Here is a 21,444-nt window from a genome sequence, read left to right on the forward strand (position 1 = left end):
GGCTCACTCCAAGCGCAGCAGGCGCGACAGGGTGATGAGGTGTGAGGCGTTGGTCCCGGTGAAGTTCGTGTACTTGGTGGACGCCAGCGTCCACACCTGCCGGTCGAACTCGGTCAGCTCCAGCCACGAGTGCAGGAAGTAGTCGACGCCGTTGGCCGCCCCCGTCCCGTCGACGTACAGGCTGAAGGCGGGCGCGGTCGTCGACCCGTTCCACATCCTGCTCTTGAGCGTGTTCTTGAAGGCCGTCATGTCCGTCCCGGTGAACACCTGTCCGCGCCGGTAGAACTCCACGAAGGCCGACAGGTCCACGTTCGCGTGTGACAGGTCCTCCTTCTTGGTGGTGTACGTGCCGTAGTTCCAGACGTACGCCCCGCCCGAGTTCGTCAGGTTGGCCTTGGCCCACTGCCCGACCTTGACGGCGCGCGAGAGGTAGGTCGCGTCGCCGTTGACCTCGTTCAGGACCAGCAGCAGGTTGGCGAAGCCCAGCGGCATGTTGAAGGGCAGGTCGTTGGTCGTCCCCGTGTGGCTGAACGTGTCGATGTTGGGCGGCTGCCGCCAGGTGGTGCCGTTCCAGGTGTTGCCGAGGTAGGCGCTCTGCTCCCAGCGGGGGACGATCTCGGTCTCGAGGAAGGCGCGGTAGGCCCCCGCCTTGGCCGCGTACGCCGACAGCGCCGGGCTCTTCGCGACCAGGCGGGCGAACTCCGCCATCGGGATGCCGATCATGGCGTCGTGCACCATGTAGGGGAAGATCCCGCTCAGCTTGACGTCGTCGAAGGACGCCGACCCGCTGACCGTGTACGACGCGTGCTCCAGCCAGACGGTCAGCGTCGGCCCGCCGGTGGGCAGCGTGCAGGTGGTCTGCTTGAACGTCCAGGTCGTGGTCGTGTAGTCGAGCGAGCAGATCGTCGTCGACCCGTTGCGCAGCACGACGCGGCCCGTCACGGATCCGCTCTTCTTGCCCCAGCCGCGCAGGAGGTACCGGGATCCGCCCTCGTAGGCGCTGTTGACGTTCTGCCGGAGCTTCTTCCACCTGGTCAGGTCGGAGACCACCCGCACGGCCTGGGTGCCCGTGCTGCCGCCCGGCGTGTCGGTGATCCGGTAGACGTGGCTGCCGGTGTCCTGGAACCTGGCCCAGCTCGCGGGCAGCGTGGCGTCTCCGGTCGTCGCGCTCTCGAAGCTCGGGTTGGCCAGCTCGACCGGTGAGTACTGGGCGGTGCTCCAGCCCTCGAAGCCGTCGCCGTCGAGGTCGTCGGCGTTCCCGATGACCGTGTCGGCGTGCGTGACGAGCTTGTCGAGCCAGGCGGTGTCCTGCGTGACGGCGTACGCGTCGAGGTAGCTGCGCATGATGTAGCTCTCGCCCCACGCCAGGTTCGCGCTGTTGGGGTCGGTGTAGACGGCGTTCCCGATCTGCGCCTCGAGCGCCTTGTACTTCGTCAGCCACACGCTTTCGGCCGAGGAGGCCGAGGAGGCCGAGGAGGCCGAGGAGGCGGGGGCGGCGGTGCCCGCCAGCACCAGCGAGGCCGCCGTGATCAGTTTGAGTAACATCAGGCCCCCCTGCGCGCGTGCCAGTTGAGGTAGGCGACGCAGCCCAGGTAGGAGCCGAGCTGCGGCTGCACCGCGCGAGCGTCGTAGATCGAGCGCGCGTGGGTGAACACCGTCTCGTCCCACTGCGCCACCGCCATCCACCGCGGCGCCTGGAGGTACTGCCCCGCGCTGGTGGTGCTGCCCGTGCCGTTCACGCGCTGGTAGGCGGTCGGGTGGCCGTCGGCGCCCGGGGGGGCGACCAGGTTCCTGCTGTAGGTGTGCGCGAAGCGGGCCATGTCCTCGCCCTTGTAGAACAGATGGTTGCGGAAGGCGGCCGCGGCGAACTCCACGTCGATCGCGCCGTGGCTGAGGTCCTCGATGCCGCGCCCCGGGTTGCTCGACGGGGTGTACTCGGAGACGTCGTCGGTCTTGGCGAAGCCGTTGTAGACCTTGCCGAACGTCGGCCAGTACGTCCAGACGTAGGCGTCGTCGGCGTCCACCTGGAGCTCCCTGGCGAACGTGCGCGCCATCCGCTGCGTCCTGTCCCTGTAGAACGGGTCGCCCGTGGCCGCGGCCAGCTCGGCGTAGGTCTGGCCGAGCGCCAGGCTCTGGTTGGTGGGCTGCTCGGTGCCGTCGTTGCCGAGCGGCGTGCCCTTGTTCCACACGAAGTAGCCGTGGCCGTCCTCGGTCTCGCGCCACTCGTCGTCGTGGACGGCCGCCGCCTCCCGGGCCGCCTTGAGGTACTCCACCGCCTTGTCCCGATACTTCGGTACGGCCAGCAGCTTCGGCGTCCTGAAGACGATCTTCGCGAACGATGCCATCGGGTAGGTGATCATCCCGGTGTGCACGGTGAAGACCACGGGCTGCGAGGTGAAGCGGGTCGCCCCCAGCACGGGCATCGCTCCGGAGGCGGGCGAGGGCCGCAGCTCCTTCGCCGTGACCAGCGTGGGCGTCGGATAGGCGGCGAAGATCCTGCGCACCGCGTAGTCGGCCGCCGCGGGGTCGAGCGACAGGTCGGGGAAGGTGGCCACCAGGTTGGTCCGGTGGTTCTTCACCTCCAGGGTGAAGCGGTCCTCGGAGCTGCCCGCGCGTACGGTGGCCACCGCGTTGTCGGCGTAGGTGAGCGCGGTGCGCACCTCCAGCAGCGGCGTGCCGTCCGCGCTCTTCAGCGTGACGATGCCCGCCGTGTAGGGCGCCATGGCCCGCCAGGCCGGCAGCGACAGCCCCCTGAAGTCCTTGACCCCTCGCACCGAGTCGCGGTTGGCCAGCACCAGGTCGATGTTGGTGATGAGCCGGTCGAGGTAGTGGGTGTCCTTGTAGGCCTCGTACATCCTGATGAAGCCGGCCAGCACGTACGACTGGCCCCACGCGAGGCCGCCGTGCTCGTTGGTGTCGGTCGGCTGGCCGCCGTTGCCGCTCTCGTGGAAGAGCTTGTCGAACAGGTCGAAGGTCTCCCGGGAGGTGTAGTCGTAGCCCGCCGAGGCGTGGGCCGTATACGCAGTTGAGGAGCTTGCGACGATATCGGTGAAGGAGCCGAGAGCGCCCATGGCCATGGCGCCGAGGGTGAATTGCCTGCGGGACAGCTGCATTGGATGTGCCTCCGGGGGGTCAGGAGCGTCGGGCGAACCAGTTGAGGTAGGTGACGCAGAGCAGGGTGGAGCCCCTCTGCGATTCGACGGCGTGGTCGTCGTAGACCTGCCGCGCGTGGGTGAAGAGCGCCGGATCCCAGGGGGCCACCGGCATGGACCTGGGCGCCTGGAGGTACTGCCCGGCCAGCGCCAGGCCGCCCGAACCGAACTGCCTGCGAGTCACCATCGGTCAGCCTTTCACCGCGCCTCGCATGCCTTCGAGGACGTGACGTTGCATGAGCATGAAGATCACGATCACCGGGACGATCGAGATGATCGTTCCCGCGGCGAGAGTGCGGACGTCGGTGCCGGTGATCCCCGCCAGGTAGGCGATGCCGAGCGCGATCGGGTACTTCGCCGAGTCCTTGAGCACCACCAGCGGCCAGATGAAGCTGTTCCAGACCGAGATGAAGCCGAAGATGCCGAGGATCGCCAGCGTCGGTCTGGCGGCAGGGAGCATGACGTGCCAGAAGATGCGCAGCTCGTGACAGCCGTCGGTGCGGGCGGCGTCCACGATCTCGCGCGGCACCCCCGCGAACGTCTGGCGGAGCAGGAAGATCCCGAAGGCCGACAGCAGCCCGGGCAGGATCACTCCCGCGAACGTGTCGGCCATCCCGAGCTGGGAGACCACCAGGAAGCGCGGGATGAGCATGACCTCGCCCGGCAGGAACATCGTCGACAGGATCGCCAGGAAGATCAGGTTGTTGCCGCGGAAGCGCATCCGCGCCAGCGGGTACGCGCACAGCGCCGAGACCAGGACGTGGAGCGGCACCATGGCGCCGACGTAGATGACCGAGTTCAGCACGTAGCGGGGGAAGGGGATGACCGTCCACGCCTCCTCCACCCAGTCGAGCACCGGCGGCCTGGGGATGACGTCGGGAGGGAAGGAGAAGACCGCCTGGCTGGACGGCTTCACCGCGGCCGACAGCAGGATCAGGAACGGGCCGACGAAGACCAGGGCGATCGCGGTCAGCAGCACGTACATCCCGGCACGTCTCATGATCTCCCCCTGGTGACGCGGTAGTTGAGCATGGCCATCCCGATCAGCACCACCCAGAGCACGAGACCCATGGCGCTGGCGTAGCCCATCTCGTAGTGCTCGAACGCCGCCGACCAGATGTAGTAGCCCAGCGTGAGTGTGGCGTCCTGGGGCCCGCCCTTGGTCATCACGTAGACGGAGGTGAAGACCTGCATCGCGTCGAGCATCTCCATCGTGATGGCGACCGCGATGTAGGGGATCATGAGCGGCACCGTGATGCGCCGCAGCCGATGCCAGGCCGAGGCGCCGTCGACCCTGGCCGCCTCGTAGAGGGAGCTGTCGATCGTCTGCAGCCCGGCCAGGTAGATCATCATGTAGAAGCCCATGCTCTTCCAGCCCTCGACCAGGATGAGCGCGGGCAGCGCCCAGAACGGGTCGAGGAGGTACTGGATCGGCTGGTCGAGCAGGCCGGCACCGGTGAGGATCCAGTTCAGCACGCCCTGCTGGTGGAAGACGTACTCCCAGGCCACGGCCACCGCGACCATCGAGGTCACTACCGGCAGGTAGTAGAGCATCCTGAAGGTCCTGATCCCGGGCAGTCTCTGGTTCACCAGGACGGCCAGCAGCAGCGGCGCGACCACCAGCAGGGGGAAGAGCCCGATCAGGAACAGCACGGAGTTGAGCGTCGCGGTCCAGAACTTCGAGTCGCCCATCATCTTGACGAAGTTGTCCAGGCCCACGAACTCGGGCGGGGACACCACGTCGTACTCCATGAAGGAGAGCTGGATCGCGGTCAGGGCAGGCCAGACGAAGAACACCCCGAACAGCGCCAGCGCGGGCAGCGCGAACAGGTAGGGGGTGTACCACCGCTGTCCTGGCATATGAGTCCTAAAGTCCGTATAGCGGCGGCCAGAATTTTGTGCAGCGTAAGCGCGTGCCGATAAACCCGTCAACACCCTCGTCGTGAACCGGGGGATTGACTGCCAGAGTGTGCGGTGTCATTCTGCCGAAAGTTGCCGTTGAGGACGGCCATAATCTCAGGAGGTGCTCCGTGATGGCCAGAGGGGTCTTAATGGCGGGCGCGCTCGCGCTGTCCCTGCTCGTGTCAGGCTGCGTGGCGGGAACGTCGTCCGAGGGCACCGCGGTCGCCGACGACCAGCCCTTCGAGGGCGAGGTCGAGTTCTGGACGATCAACCTGAAGAAGAACTACAGCGACTTCATCACCGGCCTCATCAACGAGTACCAGAAGCAGCACCCCAAGGTCACGATCAAGTGGGTCGACGTGCCGGGCCAGGAGAGCGCGACCAAGCTGCTGGCCGCCGTGGCCAGCGGCGACGTGCCCGACGCGGTCAACGTCTCGTCCATCGAGCTCGGCAGGTTCGCCCCCTCGCTGAGCCCGCTCGAGGACTACTTCAAGCCCGCCGACCTGGCGGACTTCCAGCCCAACCTGGTCGAGCCGCTGCGCATCGACGGCAAGCTCCACGCCGTGCCCTGGTACAACGGCGGCGCTCCCGTGGCGATGTACCGCAAGTCCGTGGCCGAGAAGGCGGGCGTCGATCTCAGCGCCCCGCCGAAGAGCTACGACGAGGCCCTCGCGCTGGCCGACAAGATCTACGCCAAGACGAAGATCAACGGCATGAACGCGATCCCCGACCACAACGCGATGCGCTACTACGGGATCAAGCTGCTGTCCGACGACAAGAAGACGGCGGCGTTCAACACCCCCGAGGCCATCGCGGTCCTGGAGAAGTTCAAGAAGAGCTACGACGCCAAGGGCATCGCCCCCGGTGCCGTGTCCAAGGACATCCGCAACCTGCCGCAGACCCTGGAGAACGGCCAGATCGCCTTCAAGGCCATGGCCAACGCCGCCGAGCTGCTCAACATCCAGAAGAACGCGCCCGACGTCTACAAGGACCTGGTCGTGACCGAGCCGGTCAGGATGAGCACGGGCGGCTTCCTGCTCCTGGCCCAGCAGGCCTTCTCCATTCCCAAGGCCTCCAAGCACAAGAGGGCCGCCGCCGAGTTCATCAAGTTCTTCACCAACGGCGCCAACCAGCTGGCCTTCTGCAAGATCGTGCCGATCTACCCCTCGACGGTCTCCTCGACCAAGGATCCCTTCTTCTCGAGCAGCGCCGGCGACGACCCGATGGCCATGGCCAGGAGCGTGATCGTGAAGGGCCTGCCCGAGCTGGAGTACACCCCCATCGGCACCGCCAAGGACGCCGAGCTGGGCGAGCTCCTCTCCGAGGAGGTCAGGGCCTACCTCACGGGAACCAAGAGCGCCAAGGAGGCGCTCGACACTGCAGAGAAGCGATGGAATGACGCACTTGCCTCCTAAGCTCAGAGTCGGGATCGTGGGCGCGGGGATCATGGGCCGCGGCCACGCCGAGGTCCTCTCCGCCCACCCCGACGTCGAGATCACCGCGGTCTCCCGGCGACCCCTGGAGCACGCGGAGACGGCGACGGTCTACGCCGACTACCGCGACCTGCTCGCCTCGGGCACCGTCGACGCCGTCTCGATCACCACCCCCGACCACCTGCACGGCGACGTGATGGTGGCCGCGGCCGAGGCGGGCGTGCACATCCTGGTCGAGAAGCCGTTCACCACGACCGTGGAGGACGCCGACCGCTCGGTCGCCGCGATCAGGCGGGCGGGCGTGACCGCGATGTGCCTGTTCAACCACCGGTGGGTGCCCGCCTACGCGCAGGCCAAGGACCAGATGGCGCTGGTCGGCGAGCCCGTCGTCGGCTACGCGCGCAAGGACGACACCATCCACGTGCCCACCGAGATGATCGGCTGGGCCGACCTGACCACCTGCGCCTGGTTCCTCTCCAGTCACGACATCGACCTGGTCACCTGGCTGTACGACGACCACGTGGTCGAGGTCTTCGCCACCGCGAGGTACGGCAAGCTGCGCGGCATGGGCGTCGAGACGCCCGACGCGATGCAGATCCAGGCCCGTTTCAGCAGGGGCGCGGTCGCCACCTTCGAGTCGGCCTGGATCTACCCCGACACCTTCCCGACGATGGTGGACAGCTACGTCACCGTCGTCGGCGAGGACGGCGTCATCCAGCTCGACCGCCAGAAGGAGAACATCCAGCTGGCCACCTCGAAGTCCTACACCTACCCGCGCAACATGCTCCAGCGCGTCGTCCACGGCGTGCCCGCGGGGGCCTACCGCGACGCCATCCACCACTTCGTCGACTGCGTGCGCGCCGGGGCCGAGCCGCTGATCAGCGTGGAGAGCTCCCGCCACGTCACCGCCGTGCTCGCCGCCGCGCACGAGTCGGCCCGTACGGGAGCGCCGGTGAAGCTCTGATGTCCGCTTCGATCTCGGTGGAGAAGGCCCCGCACGTGCATCCCACCCGGATGCGGCACATCCCCGACGAGGACCTCTTCGCCGCACTGGGCACCGACTCCAGGGCCTGGCGCAGGCGCGCGCCGGTCCCCGCCGGGCTGCCCGCGGCCGGGGCCGACGCGCTGCTCGGCGTCGAGGTGGACTTCCTCGACAAGGGGCACGGCCGCTCCCGGCTCTACGGCTTCCACTACCTGCGCTGGATGACCCCGCTGGTGGCCGCCTACGCCGAGAGCGGCGACCAGCGCTACGCCGACGAGTGGGAGCGGCTGTTCCGCCAGTGGTACGCCGGCCGCGACCTGGTCGAGGGCGACTGGCCGGGGCTCGACGTGGTCTGGTACTCCCTCGGCGTGTGCGCCCGCTCGATGTACGTCACGCAGGCGCTGGCCGTCCTCGGTGCGGCGGTCGGCGAGGAGTGCTGGAAGGAGATGATGAAGACCGTCCTCGGCGGCGCCCGCTGGGCCGCGGAGGAGCACGACGAGTTCAGGCACGGGAACTGGCAGTTCGCCACCGTCTGCGAGCTGCTCCACACCGCGCGGGTCTTCGAGGAGCTGCCCGAGGCCGCGGGGTGGGCGGAGATCGCCACGGCCCGCATCCACGAGCACCTGGAGCGCGACGTGCGCGCCGACGGCGGGCACCACGAGCGCTCGCCCGGCTACCACGGCATGTGCCTCGACGCGCTCAAGCGCGCCGCCGCCGTCGAGCCCGAGCTGGCCGCGCACCCGCGCTACCTGGCCATGCACGACTGGCTCGCCGCGCTCATGACCTCGGGCGGCTGGGTCCCGCACCTCCAGGACAGCGGCGTCGTCTGGCCCGAGGGCATCGAACCGGCGAAGGGCTCGCTGAACCTGGAGGCCAGCGGCTACGCGGTCTTCCGCTCGGACACCTTCCACACCGTGATCAACTACGGCTCCTACGTCGGCCACGAGCTGGAGCCGCACAGCCATCACGCCGCGCTCGACTTCGTGATCGCCGGATGGGACGTGCCGCTGGCGTGGGAGGCGGGCGGCCCGCCCTCCTACGACGACCCCGGCTACTACGACTGGTATCAGGCGACCAGGGCGCACAACACGCTGCTGGTCCCAGGCCACGACTACACCGAGGACCGCAGGGCCGCCTGCGACCTGTTCAGGACGACCCGCGAGCTGGACGTCTTCAAGGGACACCACCACGGCTACCCCGCCCGCCACGACCGGACGATCGTCTTCGTCCGCGACCCCGGCTACTGGGTGATCACCGACCGGATCGAGGCGGAGGCGATCTGGCAGGTGCACGGCCTGTCCCCCTGGGTACGGCTCGGCGACGGCCACGTCAGTGAGCGCGGCCCCGGACTCCTCGTGGTGCCTCTCGACCCACCGGACGAGGTCCTGCTCGGGAACGGTCCCGCGCGGATCCCCGACCCTGTCACCAGGACCGCCGAGTACGGCGAGATCCACTCGCTGGGCCTGCGCCGCCGCGACGGCCGGTTCACCGTCGGGCTCTTCCCCTTCCTGGACGAACCTCCCACGATCCCCGACGGATGGACGGTTCATGCTGATCGACGCTGACGCGATGCTCGGCCGCTACCCCCGCAGGGACGTCGGCGAGGGCACGGTCACCGAGACGCTGGCCAGGATGGACCGCTTCGGCATCGCGGAGGCCGTCGTGAGCCACACCCTGTCCTGGCTGCACGACCCGCACACCGGCAACCTCAGGCTGCTCGACCTGATCGAGGGGGAGCCGAGGCTGCGTCCCTGCTGGGTGCTGCTCCCCGACACCTGCGGCGAGACGGGGACCCCGGCCGAGTTCGTGTCCGCCGCGAAGGCGGCAGGGGTCGGCGCCGTGCGCGCCTACCCCGCCGACCACGGCTACGACCTGGCCGGCCGCGACGCCGCCTCGATGCTCCACGCCCTGGCGGAGGCGGAGCTGCCGCTGCTCTTCGACGCGCCGCAGGTCGGCTGGCCCGCCATTGAGTCGATCGCGCGGACCCACCCGGAGCTGTCCGTCGTGGTCGGGGGGCTCGGCTACCGCACGCTGAGGCAGGCGGCGGGCGTGCTGTCCCGCACCGCCAACGTCCACCTCGGCCTGGCCAACCTCTCCTCCCACTGCGGCCTGGAATGGCTCGTCGAGAGGTACGGCCCGCACCGCGTGGTCTTCGGCACCGGCGCGCCGGTCAGGGACCCCGCCGAGTCGGTCACCAGGCTGCTGTGGTCGGAGCTCGACGACCAGGCCGTGGCCGCCATCGGCGCGGGCAACCTGCGGAGCCTGCTGCGAGAGGAGGCGAGGGTGGCGTGAACGCACTCACCTCCGCGGTGTGGAAGCGCGAGCCGCAGAGCGCCCTGCGGATCGTGGACGCGCACGCGCACGCAGGGCCGTACAGCCTGTTCTTCATCCCGGACGCCGGGCGGGGCGGGCTGATGAGGGTGATGGACAGGTGCGGGGTGTCCCACGCGGTCATCTCCAGCCACCTGGCGATCCAGCTCGACGCGGCGGAGGGCAACGCCCAGACCGCCGAGATCGTGGGGCAGGCGCCCGACAGGTTCACCGGGTACCTGACCGTCAACCCGTGGCAGGACCCGGTCGGCGAGCTGGACAAGTGGGGGAACGACCCGCGCTTCGGCGGCGTCAAGCTCCATCCCGACCTGCACGACTACCCACTCACGGGCCGGCGGTACGCCCCCGTGTGGGAGTTCGCGCAGCGGACGGGGTGCCCCGTGCTGACGCACACCTACGACGGCTCGCCGTACAACGACCTGCCGATGGTGGACGAGGTCGCCGCGCGCCACCCCGGCGTGGTGATCCTGGCGGGGCACGCCGGCGCCACGCCGCTCGGGTTCGACGCCGCGATCGAGGTGGCGCAGCGCCGGCCCGGGGTGGTCCTGGAGGTGTGCGGATCCTTCAACACCGGCGCGGACATCGCCACAATGGTGAGAGAGGTGGGCGCCGACCGAGTGGTCTACGGCTCCGACTTCCCCTTCATCGACCTGCGGATGTCTCTGGGACGGGTAATCTTCAGTGGCCTCCCTGAGGAGGATCGGGCGGCGGTGCTCGGCGGAACGATGACCCGCCTGCTTCAGTGGCGATCCGGACTGGGGTGATCATGATCATGGATCGGTTGCGTTCAGAGGCGCGGTCCAGGGTGGCGATCGGGGTCGTGGGGCCGAGCGATCTGGTCGAGGAGATCATGATGATCGGCGCCGACCTGCCGGGAGCCGCCGACTGGCGCCTGGTCGGCGCGCCGCACGCCGGAGAACACGAGACCTACGAGAAGTTCTCCAGGATCGCCGACAGCATCGACGTCGTGCTGTTCACGGGACCGCTCCAGCACGACCTGGCCAGGCAGGCGGGCGAGCTGCCGGTCCCCGCCACCTTCGTGCCGATGAGCGGCGCCAGTCTCTACGCCAGCCTGCTGCGCGGCGTGCTCACCCAGGGCATCGACCCGGCCAGGGTGAGCATCGACTCGCTGCCCGCCGCCGACGTCGACGAGGCCTACGGCGAGATCGGGGTGAGCACCGACGGCGTGCACCTGTCGGAGTACGACCAGCCCGAGTCGGCCCGCGGGTTCGCCGCCTTCCACGAGCAGCTCTACCGGCAGGGCGCCACCACCGCGGCGCTGACCACGATCAGGAGCGTGGCGGGGAAGCTGGCCGCCGCGGGCGTTCCCGTGCTGCGCATGCTGCCCACCTCCCACACGCTGCGACTCTCCCTCAACACCGCCGCGCTGCTCGGCACCGGGAGCAGGCTGGAGGAGTCGCAGATCGCGATCGTCGTGGTGGAGCTGGCCGTCTCGGCCAGGCCCACCTACTCGGGTCCTGGCAACTACTGGCAGCAGGAGCTCAAGCTGTCGCTGCACCAGTCGCTGCTGGCGGACGCGCGGCTGATGGGGGCCACGGTGGCGGCGCGTGACGAGAACAGCTACGTCGTGACCGCGACCGTCGGCGCGCTCGCCCAGGCCACGGACGGGTTCAGGGTCGCGCCCTTCATGGACAGGATCAGGGCGGACGCCGGGGTTGCGGTCGAGGTCGGCATCGGGCTCGGGAGCACCGCGCGCGACGCCGACGCCAACGCGATGGTCGCGGTGGAGAAGGCGCGGGGGGTGGGCGCGGCCGCCGCCTACCTGGTGGGCGGCGACGGGGTCGTGCTGTCGCTGCCGCTGCGCCAGCGCAGGCGGGCCGAGAGCGAGCCCGTGGTCGCCACCAAGGCCGCCAAGCTGCTCGAACGGCTGGTCGAGGCGCTGGGCGACGGGCCGCTCGTCGTGGACGCCGAGACGGTGGCCGACGTACTGGAGATCGCGCCGCGCAGCGCCCGGCGGGTGCTGCAGAGCCTGGCGGAGGAGGGGCTGGCCTGGCCGATGCCGCCGGTCAAGGGCACCCAGGCGGGACGGCCGCGCCAGCCGTACCGCCTGGTCAAGAACTAGCCTTCGGCGAGCAGGCGGCGCGCGGTGGCGGCGAGCAACTCGGCGCTGCCCTCGGCCACCTGGCCGGCCAGCACCTCGTACTCGGTCCTGCGATAGGCGTCGGCGGTCGGCAGGTAGCCGGGGTAGCCGTTGACGTAGCCGAGCACCACGGTGGGGCCCGGCGCCGCCCCGGCGATCTGGTCGGCGACGGCCAGGAACGGCTCACCAGGCAACCCGACGAGCGCCAGTCCACCCAGCCGGGCAACGCCCACCTCCGCTCCGATCGTCCCCGAGCCGGTGGGGCTCGCGGCTTCCGAGGGCACGTCGTCGGCCCGGCGTGCGTATCCGGTGCGTGCTCGCAGGCCCTCCAGGCGGCTGCGGGCCAGGCGAGCGGCCACCGGGTCACCCGCCGCCTCGGCGCGCCGGAGGTCGTCGGCCAGCTTCTCGGAGTCGGCCGGCACCGTGGCGCGTTCGAGCCGGACCCGCCGCGTGACGGCGGCGACCCCCGACCCCGCCCCCCAGACCCGCTCGCCGACCGCCGCCGCCGTCGGCCCGGCCGCCTCGGTCCTCGATCCGGGCGCCTCGGGTCTCGATCCGGCTGTCTCCGTGGCGCCGGTCAGCAGGTCCACGCAGCGGTCGGCCACCAGCGCGCCCAGGCGCGCCAGCTCCGTGGTGTCCTGGCCGCGCCGGGTGTGCCGGGTGCTGATGTCGCCCGCCGCGCCCGTGGCCACCACCACCCACACGTCAGGCCCCAGCCGCGCCCTCAGCGCCCTCCGCACCGCCCCCGGCAGATCCGCGCTGACCCGCCGGTTGGCCGCGGGCAGCACGGTCGGGTGGACCGGCAGCACCACCACGACCCCGGCCAGCCCTCCGTCGACGACCGCGATCACGTCCAGCGGCACCACCGCCTCGGCGTCCGGCCTGCTCCGGTCGGCGCCGACGCCCCGCAGGTCGCCGCCCAGGGCCACCCCCTCGCACGGCCGCTCGCTGTCCACAGCCCTGTGGACGGCGGCGCGGGCCGCCTCCGCGACCAGGTCGAGCCACGGCTCGGGCGTGGCACCGCCCCCCGGCACGCATCCCGTCTCGGGACCCGCGTGCGTGTGGGTGGCCGCCAGCCACAGCTCGCACCCGGCCGCCCGCCGGGCCCGCGCGGCCAGGTCGTCGTTGACGCAGATGACGTCCGCGACGGCCAGCGCGAAGCGGCGCTCCCCGTCGGACCAGGTGACCGCGCTGACCTCGAGCGGATCCAGCGTTCCGGCCGACATCCCTTGCCGGTCGAGATAGCCGCCCATCGGCACGCCCTCGGGCACGTGCAGCACGACGCTGCCGTACCCCACCGTCATCGCCGCGCTCATCGGGTCACCGTCCTGATCATCGAGTCGTAGACACCGGGGTCGTCGGCAGCGGCAAGGAGCGCCGCGCCCGCCAGGCTGTCACCCGCGGGCGGCTGGAGGCGTGCCCCGGGCAGCCGTGCGGCCAGCTCGGTCGCGAACGCGGCCCGCAGCCCGGGATCGCGCAGCAGCCTGCCGGTGCACGCGACCGGCACCACCCGCTCGTCCTCCGCGAAGCAGCGGGCGGCCGCGGTCACCGTGCAGGCGAGCTCGCGGCCCGCCGCCGAGACGATGGCTCGCGCCGTCGCGTCGTGCTCGGCCAGCTCGAAGACGTGGACGGCGAAGCGCGCGATCCGCGACACCGCGTCGGGCGAGAGGTAGAGCAGGCCCGGCAGCTCCGCCAGGTCGCCCCAGACCTCCTCAGCGCGCTCGGTGAGCGCCCCGGCCGCCGCCCTGCCGTCGAAGCCCCGGTACGCGGCGTCGAGCCCCTGGCGGCCGATCCAGAACCCGCTGCCCGCGTCGCCGTACAGGTAGCCCCAGCCGTCCACCTGCCTGATCGTGTCGGCCACGCCCAGCGCGATGGCGCCCGTGCCCGCCGCGAGCACGACGCCCCGCCCTCCCCCGAAGGCGCCGGCGTGCGAGGTGACCACGTCGGTCGTGATCAACACGCGGTCCGCCATGGCGAGCAGGCGGTCGGCGAGCGCGTCCTGGGCGTCGAGGATCGTGGTCAGGCCCAGGCAGATCGTGCCGAGCCCGCGCCAGTCGGTCCCGACGCGCTCGAGCACGGCGTCGGCGGGGGAGCCTTCGGCGTACGACAGGCCGGGCACCTCCCTGATCTCCTGGACGCGGCCGCGCGAGGAGAGCGCCAGGCGCAGGCCGGTCTGCCCGCCGTCGATCGCCAGATCCATCCGGTCTCCCTTGGTTCACCATCAGGGCCGCAGCCCCGCCCTGCGGTACTCGGTGGGAGAGCAGCCGACGTGCCGGCGGAACGCGCCGCGCAACGCCTTGGCGCTCGGGTATCCGGTGCGGGCGGCGATCACGTCCACGGGCAGCGTGGAGGTGGTGAGCAGCCGCCTGGCGTGCCGCAGCCGCAGCCCGGTCAGGTGCCGCAGGAAGGTCGTCCCGCGTTCCTCCGCGAACAGGTGCGAGATGTAGAACGGGCTCGCGCACACCGCCTCCGCCACGGTCGACAGCCGCAGCCCCGGATCGGTGTAGTGCTCGGCCAGGTACGCCTCCGCCAGCGCCAGGATGTCGGTGCGCGCGGGCGGCGGCATCAGCCGTCCGAGCGTCTCCCGCAGCCAGATGTGGAGGTAGGAGCGCTCGTGGATGTCGCCGACCGTCACGATGTCCTCGATCGGCAGCCGGGCGCAGGCCGCCACCCAGTCGGTCGACCCGTCGGGCAGGCGGGAGCGGTTGACCACGTCCACCACGAACAGCAGCTCGCCGATGAGCCAGTTGCGCAGGGTCACCGGGTCGACGTCGGGCTCGCTCGCGCACCTGTCGACCCAGCCGGCCAGCAGTCCGGCCGCCCCGTTACGGTCACCGGCCCGCACCCGCCTGGTCAGCTCCTCCTCGATCCTGACCGGGGGCGACAGCGCGCCGCGCGACGCCGAGGCGCCCGAGGAGATCACCCTGTCGCCGCCGAGCACGAGCTTGTAGTCGTTGGCCCGGCGCGCCTCCCTCTCGGCCTCCCCCTGGCGGAGGCGGGGGAGGCCGAGGCTGACCGTGGCGGTCCAGGCCGTCTCCCTGACGATCCTGGCCCGCACCTCCTCGGCCAGCGCCGCCGCCTCCGACATCAACGCGTCGGGATCGGCGCCCGTCAGCATCACCAGCCACTCCTCGGGCGGCTGTGGGCTGCAGGTCACGCCGGGACGGCCGAGGGCCGCGGCGCGCACCGCGTGGTCGGCTCGCCGGAGCTGGCGCCGAGCCCACACCTGCCCCTGGGCCTGCGAGGAGGCGACGAAGTCATCGATGTCCACCAGCGCGGCGACGGCATAGCTCATGCCTCCACTTTAGGCGGACCGAAATTTGACCGTATTCACGAGCGTGCCGACGCCTTCGACGGTGGCCCGCATGGTGTCGCCGTCCTTGAGCGGGGCGATCCCGGCGATGGTCCCCGTGGCGATGAGGTCGCCGGGCATCAGCGTCATCCCGTCGGACAGGTCGGCGATGAGCCGGGGAACGCCGAACACCATCTGCTTGGTGTTGGCGCGCTGCCTGACCTCGCCGTCCACCTCCAGCGTCAGCTCCAGCGCCTGCGGATCGGGCACCTCGTCCACGGTGGCCAGATAGGGGCCGGTCGGGGCGAAGGTGTCGAAGCCCTTGGACTGGTCCCACGGCACGTTGCGGCCGATGTTGACCAGCTGCAGGTCGCGCGCCGTCATGTCGTTGAGCACGGTGTATCCGGCGACCGCCTCCCTCCACCGCTCGGCGGGCAGGTCCCTGGTGACCTTGCCGATGACGACGGCCAGCTCCACCTCGTGCTCCAGGTGGCTGGTGCGCGCGGGAGCGATCACGGGCTGGTTGTGCCCGGTCAGCGCGGACGGCGGCTTGAAGAACAGCACGGGCTCGGGCGGCACCTCCATGCCGCTCTCCTCGGCGTGGGCGACGTAGTTCAGCGCCAGGCAGCAGATCTTCGTGCAGGTCGCCACGGGCGGCTCGAAGAAGACCTCCGCCTCGTCCAGCTCGGGCCTGCGCGAGGCGGCCGTTTCGCTCAGCCGCGCCAGGCCGAGCGAGTTCAGCAGGGCCACGGGGTCGTCGGTGCCGAGATCGGCCAGGCTGACCAGCCCGCCGTCCCGCAGGGCCACCAGCTCGACGGGGGCGGACGGCGTGCGCCGGATGCGTCCAAGGAACATACCGGCAAGCCCACCAGCGCGCCCGGTGCGCCACAAGCACCGAAATTTGCGCTGACGACCCACTTCTTGCCGTCCTGCTTGTCGCCGGGCGAGAGGCGGCTCTTTGATGGTCGCCATGACCCGCTCTCTGGACGTCAGCCGCGACCTCTACGCCACCGCCCAGCAGTTCATCGCGGGCGGCGTCTCCAGCGACGCCCGCCGTTCGGCAGGCGTGCCCCTCTACGTCGAAAGGGCCGCGGGATCGCGCCTGTGGGACGTGGACGGCAACGTCTACCTCGACTACGTCCTCGGCCAGGGCCCCGCCCTTCTCGGCCACTGCCCGCCCGCCGTCGTCGAGGCCGTCACCGCGCAGGTGTCGCGCGGCATCGTCTACTCGGCCCAGCACGCCGCCGAGGCACGGGTGGCCGAACGCCTGTGCGCGATGGTGCCGTCGGCCGAGCGGGTCCGCTTCAACACGGTGGGCTCGGAGGCCGCGCACGCCGCCTGGCGGCTGGCCCGCGGGCACACCGGACGGCCGAAGATCCTCAAGTTCGAGGGCCACTACCACGGCTGGCTCGACCCGGTCCTCTACAGCGTCCACCCCGCCCTGGACGCCGCGGGTCCCGCCGACGCCCCGCACGCGGTCCCCGGCACCGCGGGCCAGCCGCCCGCTGCCGATCTCGTCGTGGCGCCGTGGAACGACCTGGAGGCGCTCGCCTGCCTCATGGACGACCAGATCGCCGCCGTGGTCATGGAGCCCGTGCTGTGCAACACGGGCGCCATCGAGCCCGACCCGGGCTACCTGCGGGCCGTGAGGGAGCTCTGTGACCGCAACGGGAGTCTGCTGATCTTCGATGAGATCATCACCGGCTTCCGCCTGGCGCCCGGCGGCGCGCAGGAGTACCTCGGCGTCCACCCCGACCTGTCGATCTTCGGCAAGGCCATGGCGGGCGGCATGCAGGTCTCGGCCCTCGCGGGACGGGCCGACGTGATGGACACCATCTCCACCGGCAAGGTCGCGCACGCCGGCACCTTCAACTCCCAGCCCGTCGGCATCGCGGCCGCGGAGGCCACCCTGCGCATCCTCGACGAGCAGCGGGAGGAGGTCTACGGCACCCTGTACGCCCGGGGCAGGGCGCTCATGGAGGGCCTGCGCGAGGCCGCGGCCAAGGCGGGCGTCCCCATGCTCGTGGACGGCCCGGGACCGGTCTTCCAGACGTACTTCACCGACGCGCCCGCCGTACGGAACTACCGGGACTTCGCCCGCACCGACCGGGCCAGGATGGCGCTCCTGCACGCCGCGCTGCTCGAGCGGGGCGTCAACATGGTGCCGCGCGGCCTATGGTTCCTGTCCACGGCCCACACCGAGGCGGACGTCGCCGCCACTGTCGACGCCTTCGCCGACGCGCTGGGGACCCTTCCGCTCGGTTGAGATCACCAGCGCCACGCCGACCAGGATGACCAGCCCGCCGAGGAGGATCTGCGGGGTCACCGGCTCGCTCAGCACCAGCGCGCCCAGCGCCACGGCGACCGCGGGGTTGACGTACGCGTAGGTCGACACCAGCGAGATGGGCGCGTTGCCGAGCAGCCACACGAACGAGGTGAACCCGACCAGCGACCCCACCAGTATCAGGTAGACCAGCCCCGCCCACGACCGGCCCGAGATCTGCTCGAGGACCAGAGACTCGCCGGTCACCGTGCCGAGCAGCGCGAGGCCCACGCCGCCGACCAGCATCTCGACGGTGCTGGCGGCGAACGGGTTGGCCGGCAGCGAGATGCGGCTCGAGAGGAACGACCCCACGGCCCACGACAGCGACCCGAACAGGACGACGACGATGCCGATGGTCGAGCTCGCGCCGTGGCCGCCCGTCAGCGACAGCGCCGCGACGCCGCCGAGACCGACCAGCACGCCGGCCAGCGTGAGGACCTTGGGCCGGTCCCTGACCGCGAACCTGAACACCACCAGCCAGAGCGGCACCGACGCGACGAGCAGCGCGGCCAGGCCGGTCGAGATGTGCTGCTCGGCGACCGCCAGGAGCCCGTTGCCAAGGGTCAGCAGCAGGATGCCCGCGATCGCCGCCCCGACGAACTCCCTGCGCGTCATCCTGAACACCGCCCTGCCCCCTCGGGCCAGCAGGAAGGCGCCCAGCAGGACACCTGCGGCGACGAAGCGCATGGCGCCGCTGTACATGGGCGGAATCGTCTCGACGGCGACGGCGATCCCGAGGTAGGTCGACCCCCACACCACGTAGACGATCCCCAGCGCTATCCAGACGAGGAGTCGCTTGTCAGTGGCGTTTTGTCCCATGGCTGCTGACAATAGCGCCCCAAATTATGATCTTTACGGCGAGCCCCACTCAAGCGCACCGCGGATCACCGGCGACTGCCGCCGTCACGTCGCCCGTTACTGGGGGAATCGTCGAGCGTCGGACGGGGTGGCCTTCCGTTGCCGGCCCCGGCCATGGGCGCTCGGTGACGCGTATCCCTGGACAGAGCCCAGCCCCGCGCGCTCGGGTGGCGCGGCCCCGCCGCTTGCCGTAAAGGATCAGCAAACAGCGGGCCCCACAGCATGCCGTAGGGGATCAGAGAACGATGGGGTCCGCCGCCCCTGAAAAGGGGAAGGGGGGCGACGGACCGGATCACCTGGACCCCAGTTTCTCCACGATCAGCCGGTAGAGCTGCCGCGGACGGCCAGGCTGGGGCGTGCGGTTCGGCGGAAGCGGCCACGCGAGTCCCTCGTCAACCAGCGTGCGCAGCAACCGCCGAGCCGTGCGCGGGGTCACCCCGAGCATCTTCCCCGCGCCCTCGGCGTCGACGACCGTGTCGCCGCCCTCCAGCTTCGCCGCCAGCCGCGCGAGCACCTCGATGCCCTTCGGCTTGAGCGGCGTCGCGCCCTGCGGGGGCATCCTGGGCGCGGGGATCAGCGCCCGCCCCTCGCGGTCGAACGTGAACCCCTGCGCCTGCTTGCCCGCCTGCGAGCGGGCCAGCGCGGCGCGCGCGTGGGATTCGGCGTCGTGCGTGGTACGGCCCATGCCCACGCCCACCTCGACCGCCAGCCCCAGCTCGTCGCGGATCCTGGCGGCGAAGGGCAGCACCCTGAAGCCGTCCGTCGCCGAGGCGATCGAGCCCCGGGTGGCGGTGACCAGGTAGCTGTGGTCGTCGATGGGCCACACCGTGGCGTTGATCCGGTTGGCCTCCTGCACCAGCAGCCGGTGCAGGGACAGCCGCAGCTCGTCGCGCCAGTAGCGGGGCGCCGCCCTGCGCACGGGTTCGCGCAGCGTCGGCACCTCGATCAGCACCACGGTGAGCTGCGACTCCTCCAGCCGGTGGTGGGCGCCGAGCAGCGCCGCGGTGTGCAGCGCGGTCCGCACCGCCGCCGAGGTCGGCCTGATCCTGATGGCGGGGACCCCCGCCGTCTGCAGCCGGTCGGCGACCGCCGGCAGGCACGTGAGTGCCCCCGTGGTCGCCCCCTGCCTGGCCAGCCGTTCGTGGTAGGCCGCGATCGTGCCGGTGGCGCCCGGTTCGTCGCGGCTGTGCACGTCGGTGGCGGGAATGCCCAGATCGGTGTACGCCTCCTCGACGTCGGCGCGGGCGACCACGTCGATGCTCACCCGCTGGGGGTCGAGCCGGGGGTCGATGGCCGCCTTGGCCAGCGCCGCGATCAGCGCCGCCCCACCGAGCTGGACGTACGTCGCCGGCATCGTCAGTACGCCGGAACGCCTCGCCAGATCGTAGGGGACGGGGCTGGCGAAAAGGCACGCGTCAACCCCTGGGCCCAGCCGTGTCACCTTGTCCGCCGCCTCCTGCTCGTCGCGGTACGCGGCGGCGACGAGGCGGCATGGCAGGGGCGCCGCGGCGTGACCCATCAGCATGACGCGTTCGACCAGATCGTGGGGTCCGACCACGCCGATCGTGAGGTCCGGTGTCATAGCGCCCGGGCGTGACACTCGGGGAGGCTCTTCGGTCCGCTCGACCAATGTTCGTCCCATCCTGCCGTCCATTGCAGTGCTCTCTTTTGGAACGATCGCTCGCGAGGGCCATAATGTCACGCCCAAATTTTCCAGAAAGTCACTCTGGAAAGAGTTCAGCCAGGTCAGCGCTAAGAAACCTCGCGAATAATATCCGCGCCCACTGCCCTCATTCGATCGGCCAGATGCGCATGGCCGCGGTCGATCAGATAGCCGGACTCGATGACCGTCTCGCCTTCGGCGGCGAGCCCCGCCAGGACGAGCGCGATGCCGGAACGAAGATCGTGCGCCGTCACCCTGGTGCCGACGAGCGGGGTGTGGCCATGGACGGTGGCCGCGTTGTCCTTCACCCGCACGTCGGCGCCCATCTTGTTGAGCTCGCCCGCGAGTGCGAAACGGCCGTCGAAGATGCGCTCGTGGATGTAGCTGATGCCGTCGGCGAAGCAGGCCACGGTCATCATCGGCGACTGCAGGTCGGTCGCGAACCCCGGGTAGGTGTCGGTGATGACGTTGATCGGCTTGAGCGGGCTGTTGTGGCAGCGGACGTTGAGCACCGCGCCCTGCGTGGCGAACTCGACGCCCATCTGCTCCAGCTTGTAGCGCACCACGCCCAGGTCGAGGCCGGTGCCGACGAGGCTGAGCTCGCCGCCGGTGATGGCCGCCGCCATGGCGAACACGCCCGCGTCGAGCCGGTCGGGCATCACGGTGTGCTCGACGGCGTGCAGCTCGGTGACGCCCTCGACGGTGATGAACCCGGTGCCGCCGCCGCGGATCTTCGCGCCCATCTTGGTGAGCATGTCGATCACGTCGAGGACCTCGGGCTCCAGCGCCGCGTTCTCGATCACGGTGGTGCCGCTGGCGAGGGCGGCGGCCATGATGAGGTTCTCGGTGCCGGTGTGCGACGGGGTGTCGAGGTAGAGCGTCGCCCCGGTCAGGCCGGACGACTTGACGTGGATGACGGTCTCGCTCTCGTCCACGATCGCGCCGAGGCGCTTGTAGCCGAGGTAGTGGAAGTCGAGATTGCGGCTGCCGAGGTTGCAGCCGCCGACGCCCTCGACCACGGCCTCGCCCAGCCGGTGGAGCAGGGCGGGGGTGAACAGCACCGAGCCGCGGAAGCGCCTGGCGATCTCGGCGGGCAGGACCGGGCTGGTCAGCCTGGAGGCGTCGATCACCAGCGTGCGCTCGGCCTCGTGCAGCTCCACGTGCGCGCCGATGGCCTGCGCCAGCTCGACCGCGCGGCGGACGTCCTCGATGATGGGGACGTTGCGCAGGACCGTACGGCCCTTGGCCGCGAGCAGGGCGGCCCCGATCATGGGCAGCACGGCGTTCTTCGCGCCCTGGATGAACGCGGTTCCACGCAGTGCGTTGCCACCGCGCACGCGGTAACGGACCATTCGCTTCTGCTCTCCTCGGAAGAAAGTGTTCGGGACGCGCCAACAGTAGCCGCTG

The 21,444-nt window shown here is 70.7% G+C and carries 19 protein-coding genes; 7 read left to right on the top strand and 12 right to left on the bottom strand.

All coding sequences use genetic code 11. From position 1 onward, the window contains the following. Nucleotides 1-3: 3 nt before the first annotated feature. Genes H4W81_RS36995 through H4W81_RS37015 form a run of 5 tightly spaced genes read right to left on the bottom strand, consistent with a single transcriptional unit; the run spans nt 4 to nt 5,012 of the window. On the bottom strand, nt 4-1,545 hold the full coding sequence (locus H4W81_RS36995) for a hypothetical protein (protein WP_192779042.1): 1,542 nt from the start codon (nt 1,543-1,545) through the stop codon (nt 4-6). Beyond that, a complete protein-coding gene (locus H4W81_RS37000; protein ID WP_225958974.1) occupies nt 1,545-3,077 on the bottom strand; it encodes a hypothetical protein in 1,533 nt (510 codons plus the stop codon). Before H4W81_RS37000 ends, H4W81_RS36995 begins: the two co-directional genes overlap by 1 nt. A 55-nt stretch (nt 3,078-3,132) precedes the next feature. Then, nucleotides 3,133-3,339, bottom strand: a complete 207-nt coding sequence (locus H4W81_RS37005) for a hypothetical protein (protein WP_192779044.1) — start codon at nt 3,337-3,339, stop codon at nt 3,133-3,135. 3 nt (nt 3,340-3,342) lie between these two features. After that, complete coding sequence (locus tag H4W81_RS37010; RefSeq protein WP_192779045.1) at nt 3,343-4,152, bottom strand: carbohydrate ABC transporter permease; 810 nt, start codon at nt 4,150-4,152, stop codon at nt 3,343-3,345. Beyond that, the gene (locus H4W81_RS37015) at nt 4,149-5,012 is read right to left on the bottom strand and encodes a carbohydrate ABC transporter permease (RefSeq protein ID WP_192779046.1); all 864 of its coding nucleotides are present in this window, start codon (nt 5,010-5,012) and stop codon (nt 4,149-4,151) included. The genes H4W81_RS37010 and H4W81_RS37015 overlap by 4 nt, the downstream gene beginning before the upstream one ends. Before the next feature lie 191 nt (nt 5,013-5,203). On the opposite strand from H4W81_RS37015, the gene H4W81_RS37020 reads away from it, so the two are divergent. The 6 genes from H4W81_RS37020 to H4W81_RS37045 are packed head-to-tail and all read left to right on the top strand — an operon-like array spanning nt 5,204 to nt 11,883. After that, on the top strand, nt 5,204-6,469 hold the full coding sequence (locus tag H4W81_RS37020) for an ABC transporter substrate-binding protein (RefSeq protein WP_192779047.1): 1,266 nt from the start codon (nt 5,204-5,206) through the stop codon (nt 6,467-6,469). After that, nucleotides 6,450-7,451 (top strand): Gfo/Idh/MocA family protein, encoded by a 1,002-nt coding sequence (locus H4W81_RS37025; protein WP_192779048.1) that lies wholly within the window; start codon nt 6,450-6,452, stop codon nt 7,449-7,451. The genes H4W81_RS37020 and H4W81_RS37025 overlap by 20 nt, the downstream gene beginning before the upstream one ends. Continuing rightward, nucleotides 7,451-9,034 carry a heparinase II/III family protein gene (locus H4W81_RS37030; protein WP_192779049.1) on the top strand — a complete coding sequence of 528 codons (1,584 nt, stop codon included), beginning with the start codon at nt 7,451-7,453 and terminating at the stop codon, nt 9,032-9,034. Before H4W81_RS37025 ends, H4W81_RS37030 begins: the two co-directional genes overlap by 1 nt. Continuing rightward, complete coding sequence (locus tag H4W81_RS37035) at nt 9,018-9,761, top strand: amidohydrolase family protein (protein ID WP_192779050.1); 744 nt, start codon at nt 9,018-9,020, stop codon at nt 9,759-9,761. The genes H4W81_RS37030 and H4W81_RS37035 overlap by 17 nt, the downstream gene beginning before the upstream one ends. Further along, a complete protein-coding gene (locus tag H4W81_RS37040; protein WP_192779051.1) occupies nt 9,758-10,564 on the top strand; it encodes an amidohydrolase family protein in 807 nt (268 codons plus the stop codon). Before H4W81_RS37035 ends, H4W81_RS37040 begins: the two co-directional genes overlap by 4 nt. A 17-nt stretch (nt 10,565-10,581) precedes the next feature. Then, nucleotides 10,582-11,883, top strand: a complete 1,302-nt coding sequence (locus H4W81_RS37045) for a GTP cyclohydrolase IIa (RefSeq protein WP_192779052.1) — start codon at nt 10,582-10,584, stop codon at nt 11,881-11,883. Here the strand turns inward: H4W81_RS37045 and H4W81_RS37050 are convergent. Genes H4W81_RS37050 through H4W81_RS37065 form a run of 4 tightly spaced genes read right to left on the bottom strand, consistent with a single transcriptional unit; the run spans nt 11,880 to nt 16,048 of the window. Beyond that, nucleotides 11,880-13,217 carry a hypothetical protein gene (locus H4W81_RS37050; protein WP_192779053.1) on the bottom strand — a complete coding sequence of 446 codons (1,338 nt, stop codon included), beginning with the start codon at nt 13,215-13,217 and terminating at the stop codon, nt 11,880-11,882. The genes H4W81_RS37045 and H4W81_RS37050 overlap by 4 nt on opposite strands. Then, nucleotides 13,214-14,101, bottom strand: a complete 888-nt coding sequence (locus H4W81_RS37055) for an N-acetylglucosamine kinase (protein ID WP_192779054.1) — start codon at nt 14,099-14,101, stop codon at nt 13,214-13,216. The genes H4W81_RS37050 and H4W81_RS37055 overlap by 4 nt, the downstream gene beginning before the upstream one ends. 21 nt (nt 14,102-14,122) lie before the next feature. After that, nucleotides 14,123-15,196 (bottom strand): helix-turn-helix transcriptional regulator, encoded by a 1,074-nt coding sequence (locus H4W81_RS37060; protein ID WP_192779055.1) that lies wholly within the window; start codon nt 15,194-15,196, stop codon nt 14,123-14,125. A gap of 9 nt (nt 15,197-15,205) precedes the next feature. Continuing rightward, complete coding sequence (locus H4W81_RS37065) at nt 15,206-16,048, bottom strand: fumarylacetoacetate hydrolase family protein (protein WP_225958975.1); 843 nt, start codon at nt 16,046-16,048, stop codon at nt 15,206-15,208. A gap of 115 nt (nt 16,049-16,163) precedes the next feature. On the opposite strand from H4W81_RS37065, the gene H4W81_RS37070 reads away from it, so the two are divergent. After that, entirely contained in the window at nt 16,164-17,459 is a 1,296-nt protein-coding gene (locus tag H4W81_RS37070) for an aspartate aminotransferase family protein (RefSeq protein ID WP_225958976.1), read from the top strand. On the opposite strand, the gene H4W81_RS37075 is transcribed toward H4W81_RS37070, so the two are convergent. From H4W81_RS37075 to murA, 3 genes are all read right to left on the bottom strand, one after another. After that, nucleotides 17,367-18,335 (bottom strand): EamA family transporter, encoded by a 969-nt coding sequence (locus H4W81_RS37075; protein WP_192779056.1) that lies wholly within the window; start codon nt 18,333-18,335, stop codon nt 17,367-17,369. The two genes, H4W81_RS37070 and H4W81_RS37075, sit on opposite strands and share 93 nt — an antisense overlap. A 331-nt stretch (nt 18,336-18,666) precedes the next feature. Further along, nucleotides 18,667-19,956: a transcriptional regulator gene (locus tag H4W81_RS37080; RefSeq protein WP_192779057.1), complete on the bottom strand. Its 1,290-nt coding sequence runs from the start codon at nt 19,954-19,956 to the stop codon at nt 18,667-18,669. Between the two features lie 170 nt (nt 19,957-20,126). After that, nucleotides 20,127-21,389: a UDP-N-acetylglucosamine 1-carboxyvinyltransferase gene (murA, locus tag H4W81_RS37085; protein ID WP_192779058.1), complete on the bottom strand. Its 1,263-nt coding sequence runs from the start codon at nt 21,387-21,389 to the stop codon at nt 20,127-20,129. Between the last annotated feature and the right edge of the window lie 55 nt (nt 21,390-21,444).

The organism is Nonomuraea africana, from assembly GCF_014873535.1.
GTDB lineage: Bacteria > Actinomycetota > Actinomycetes > Streptosporangiales > Streptosporangiaceae > Nonomuraea > Nonomuraea africana.

What these genes read in the sequence shown, in the direction of transcription:
- H4W81_RS37060 (WP_192779055.1), bottom strand. Translation starts at nt 15,196, where the DNA reads ATGAGCTATGCCGTCGCCGCGCTGGTGGACATCGATGACTTCGTCGCC.
- H4W81_RS37050 (WP_192779053.1), bottom strand. Translation starts at nt 13,217, where the DNA reads ATGAGCGCGGCGATGACGGTGGGGTACGGCAGCGTCGTGCTGCACGTG.
- H4W81_RS37010 (WP_192779045.1), bottom strand. Translation starts at nt 4,152, where the DNA reads ATGAGACGTGCCGGGATGTACGTGCTGCTGACCGCGATCGCCCTGGTC.
- H4W81_RS37035 (WP_192779050.1), top strand. Translation starts at nt 9,018, where the DNA reads ATGCTGATCGACGCTGACGCGATGCTCGGCCGCTACCCCCGCAGGGAC.
- H4W81_RS37005 (WP_192779044.1), bottom strand. Translation starts at nt 3,339, where the DNA reads ATGGTGACTCGCAGGCAGTTCGGTTCGGGCGGCCTGGCGCTGGCCGGG.
- H4W81_RS37055 (WP_192779054.1), bottom strand. Translation starts at nt 14,101, where the DNA reads ATGGATCTGGCGATCGACGGCGGGCAGACCGGCCTGCGCCTGGCGCTC.
- H4W81_RS37080 (WP_192779057.1), bottom strand. Translation starts at nt 19,956, where the DNA reads ATGACACCGGACCTCACGATCGGCGTGGTCGGACCCCACGATCTGGTC.
- H4W81_RS37020 (WP_192779047.1), top strand. Translation starts at nt 5,204, where the DNA reads ATGGCGGGCGCGCTCGCGCTGTCCCTGCTCGTGTCAGGCTGCGTGGCG.
- H4W81_RS37065 (WP_225958975.1), bottom strand. Translation starts at nt 16,048, where the DNA reads ATGTTCCTTGGACGCATCCGGCGCACGCCGTCCGCCCCCGTCGAGCTG.
- H4W81_RS37030 (WP_192779049.1), top strand. Translation starts at nt 7,451, where the DNA reads ATGTCCGCTTCGATCTCGGTGGAGAAGGCCCCGCACGTGCATCCCACC.
- H4W81_RS37015 (WP_192779046.1), bottom strand. Translation starts at nt 5,012, where the DNA reads ATGCCAGGACAGCGGTGGTACACCCCCTACCTGTTCGCGCTGCCCGCG.
- H4W81_RS37000 (WP_225958974.1), bottom strand. Translation starts at nt 3,077, where the DNA reads ATGGCCATGGGCGCTCTCGGCTCCTTCACCGATATCGTCGCAAGCTCC.
- H4W81_RS37070 (WP_225958976.1), top strand. Translation starts at nt 16,164, where the DNA reads ATGACCCGCTCTCTGGACGTCAGCCGCGACCTCTACGCCACCGCCCAG.
- H4W81_RS37025 (WP_192779048.1), top strand. Translation starts at nt 6,450, where the DNA reads ATGACGCACTTGCCTCCTAAGCTCAGAGTCGGGATCGTGGGCGCGGGG.
- H4W81_RS36995 (WP_192779042.1), bottom strand. Translation starts at nt 1,545, where the DNA reads ATGTTACTCAAACTGATCACGGCGGCCTCGCTGGTGCTGGCGGGCACC.
- H4W81_RS37075 (WP_192779056.1), bottom strand. Translation starts at nt 18,335, where the DNA reads ATGGGACAAAACGCCACTGACAAGCGACTCCTCGTCTGGATAGCGCTG.
- murA (WP_192779058.1), bottom strand. Translation starts at nt 21,389, where the DNA reads ATGGTCCGTTACCGCGTGCGCGGTGGCAACGCACTGCGTGGAACCGCG.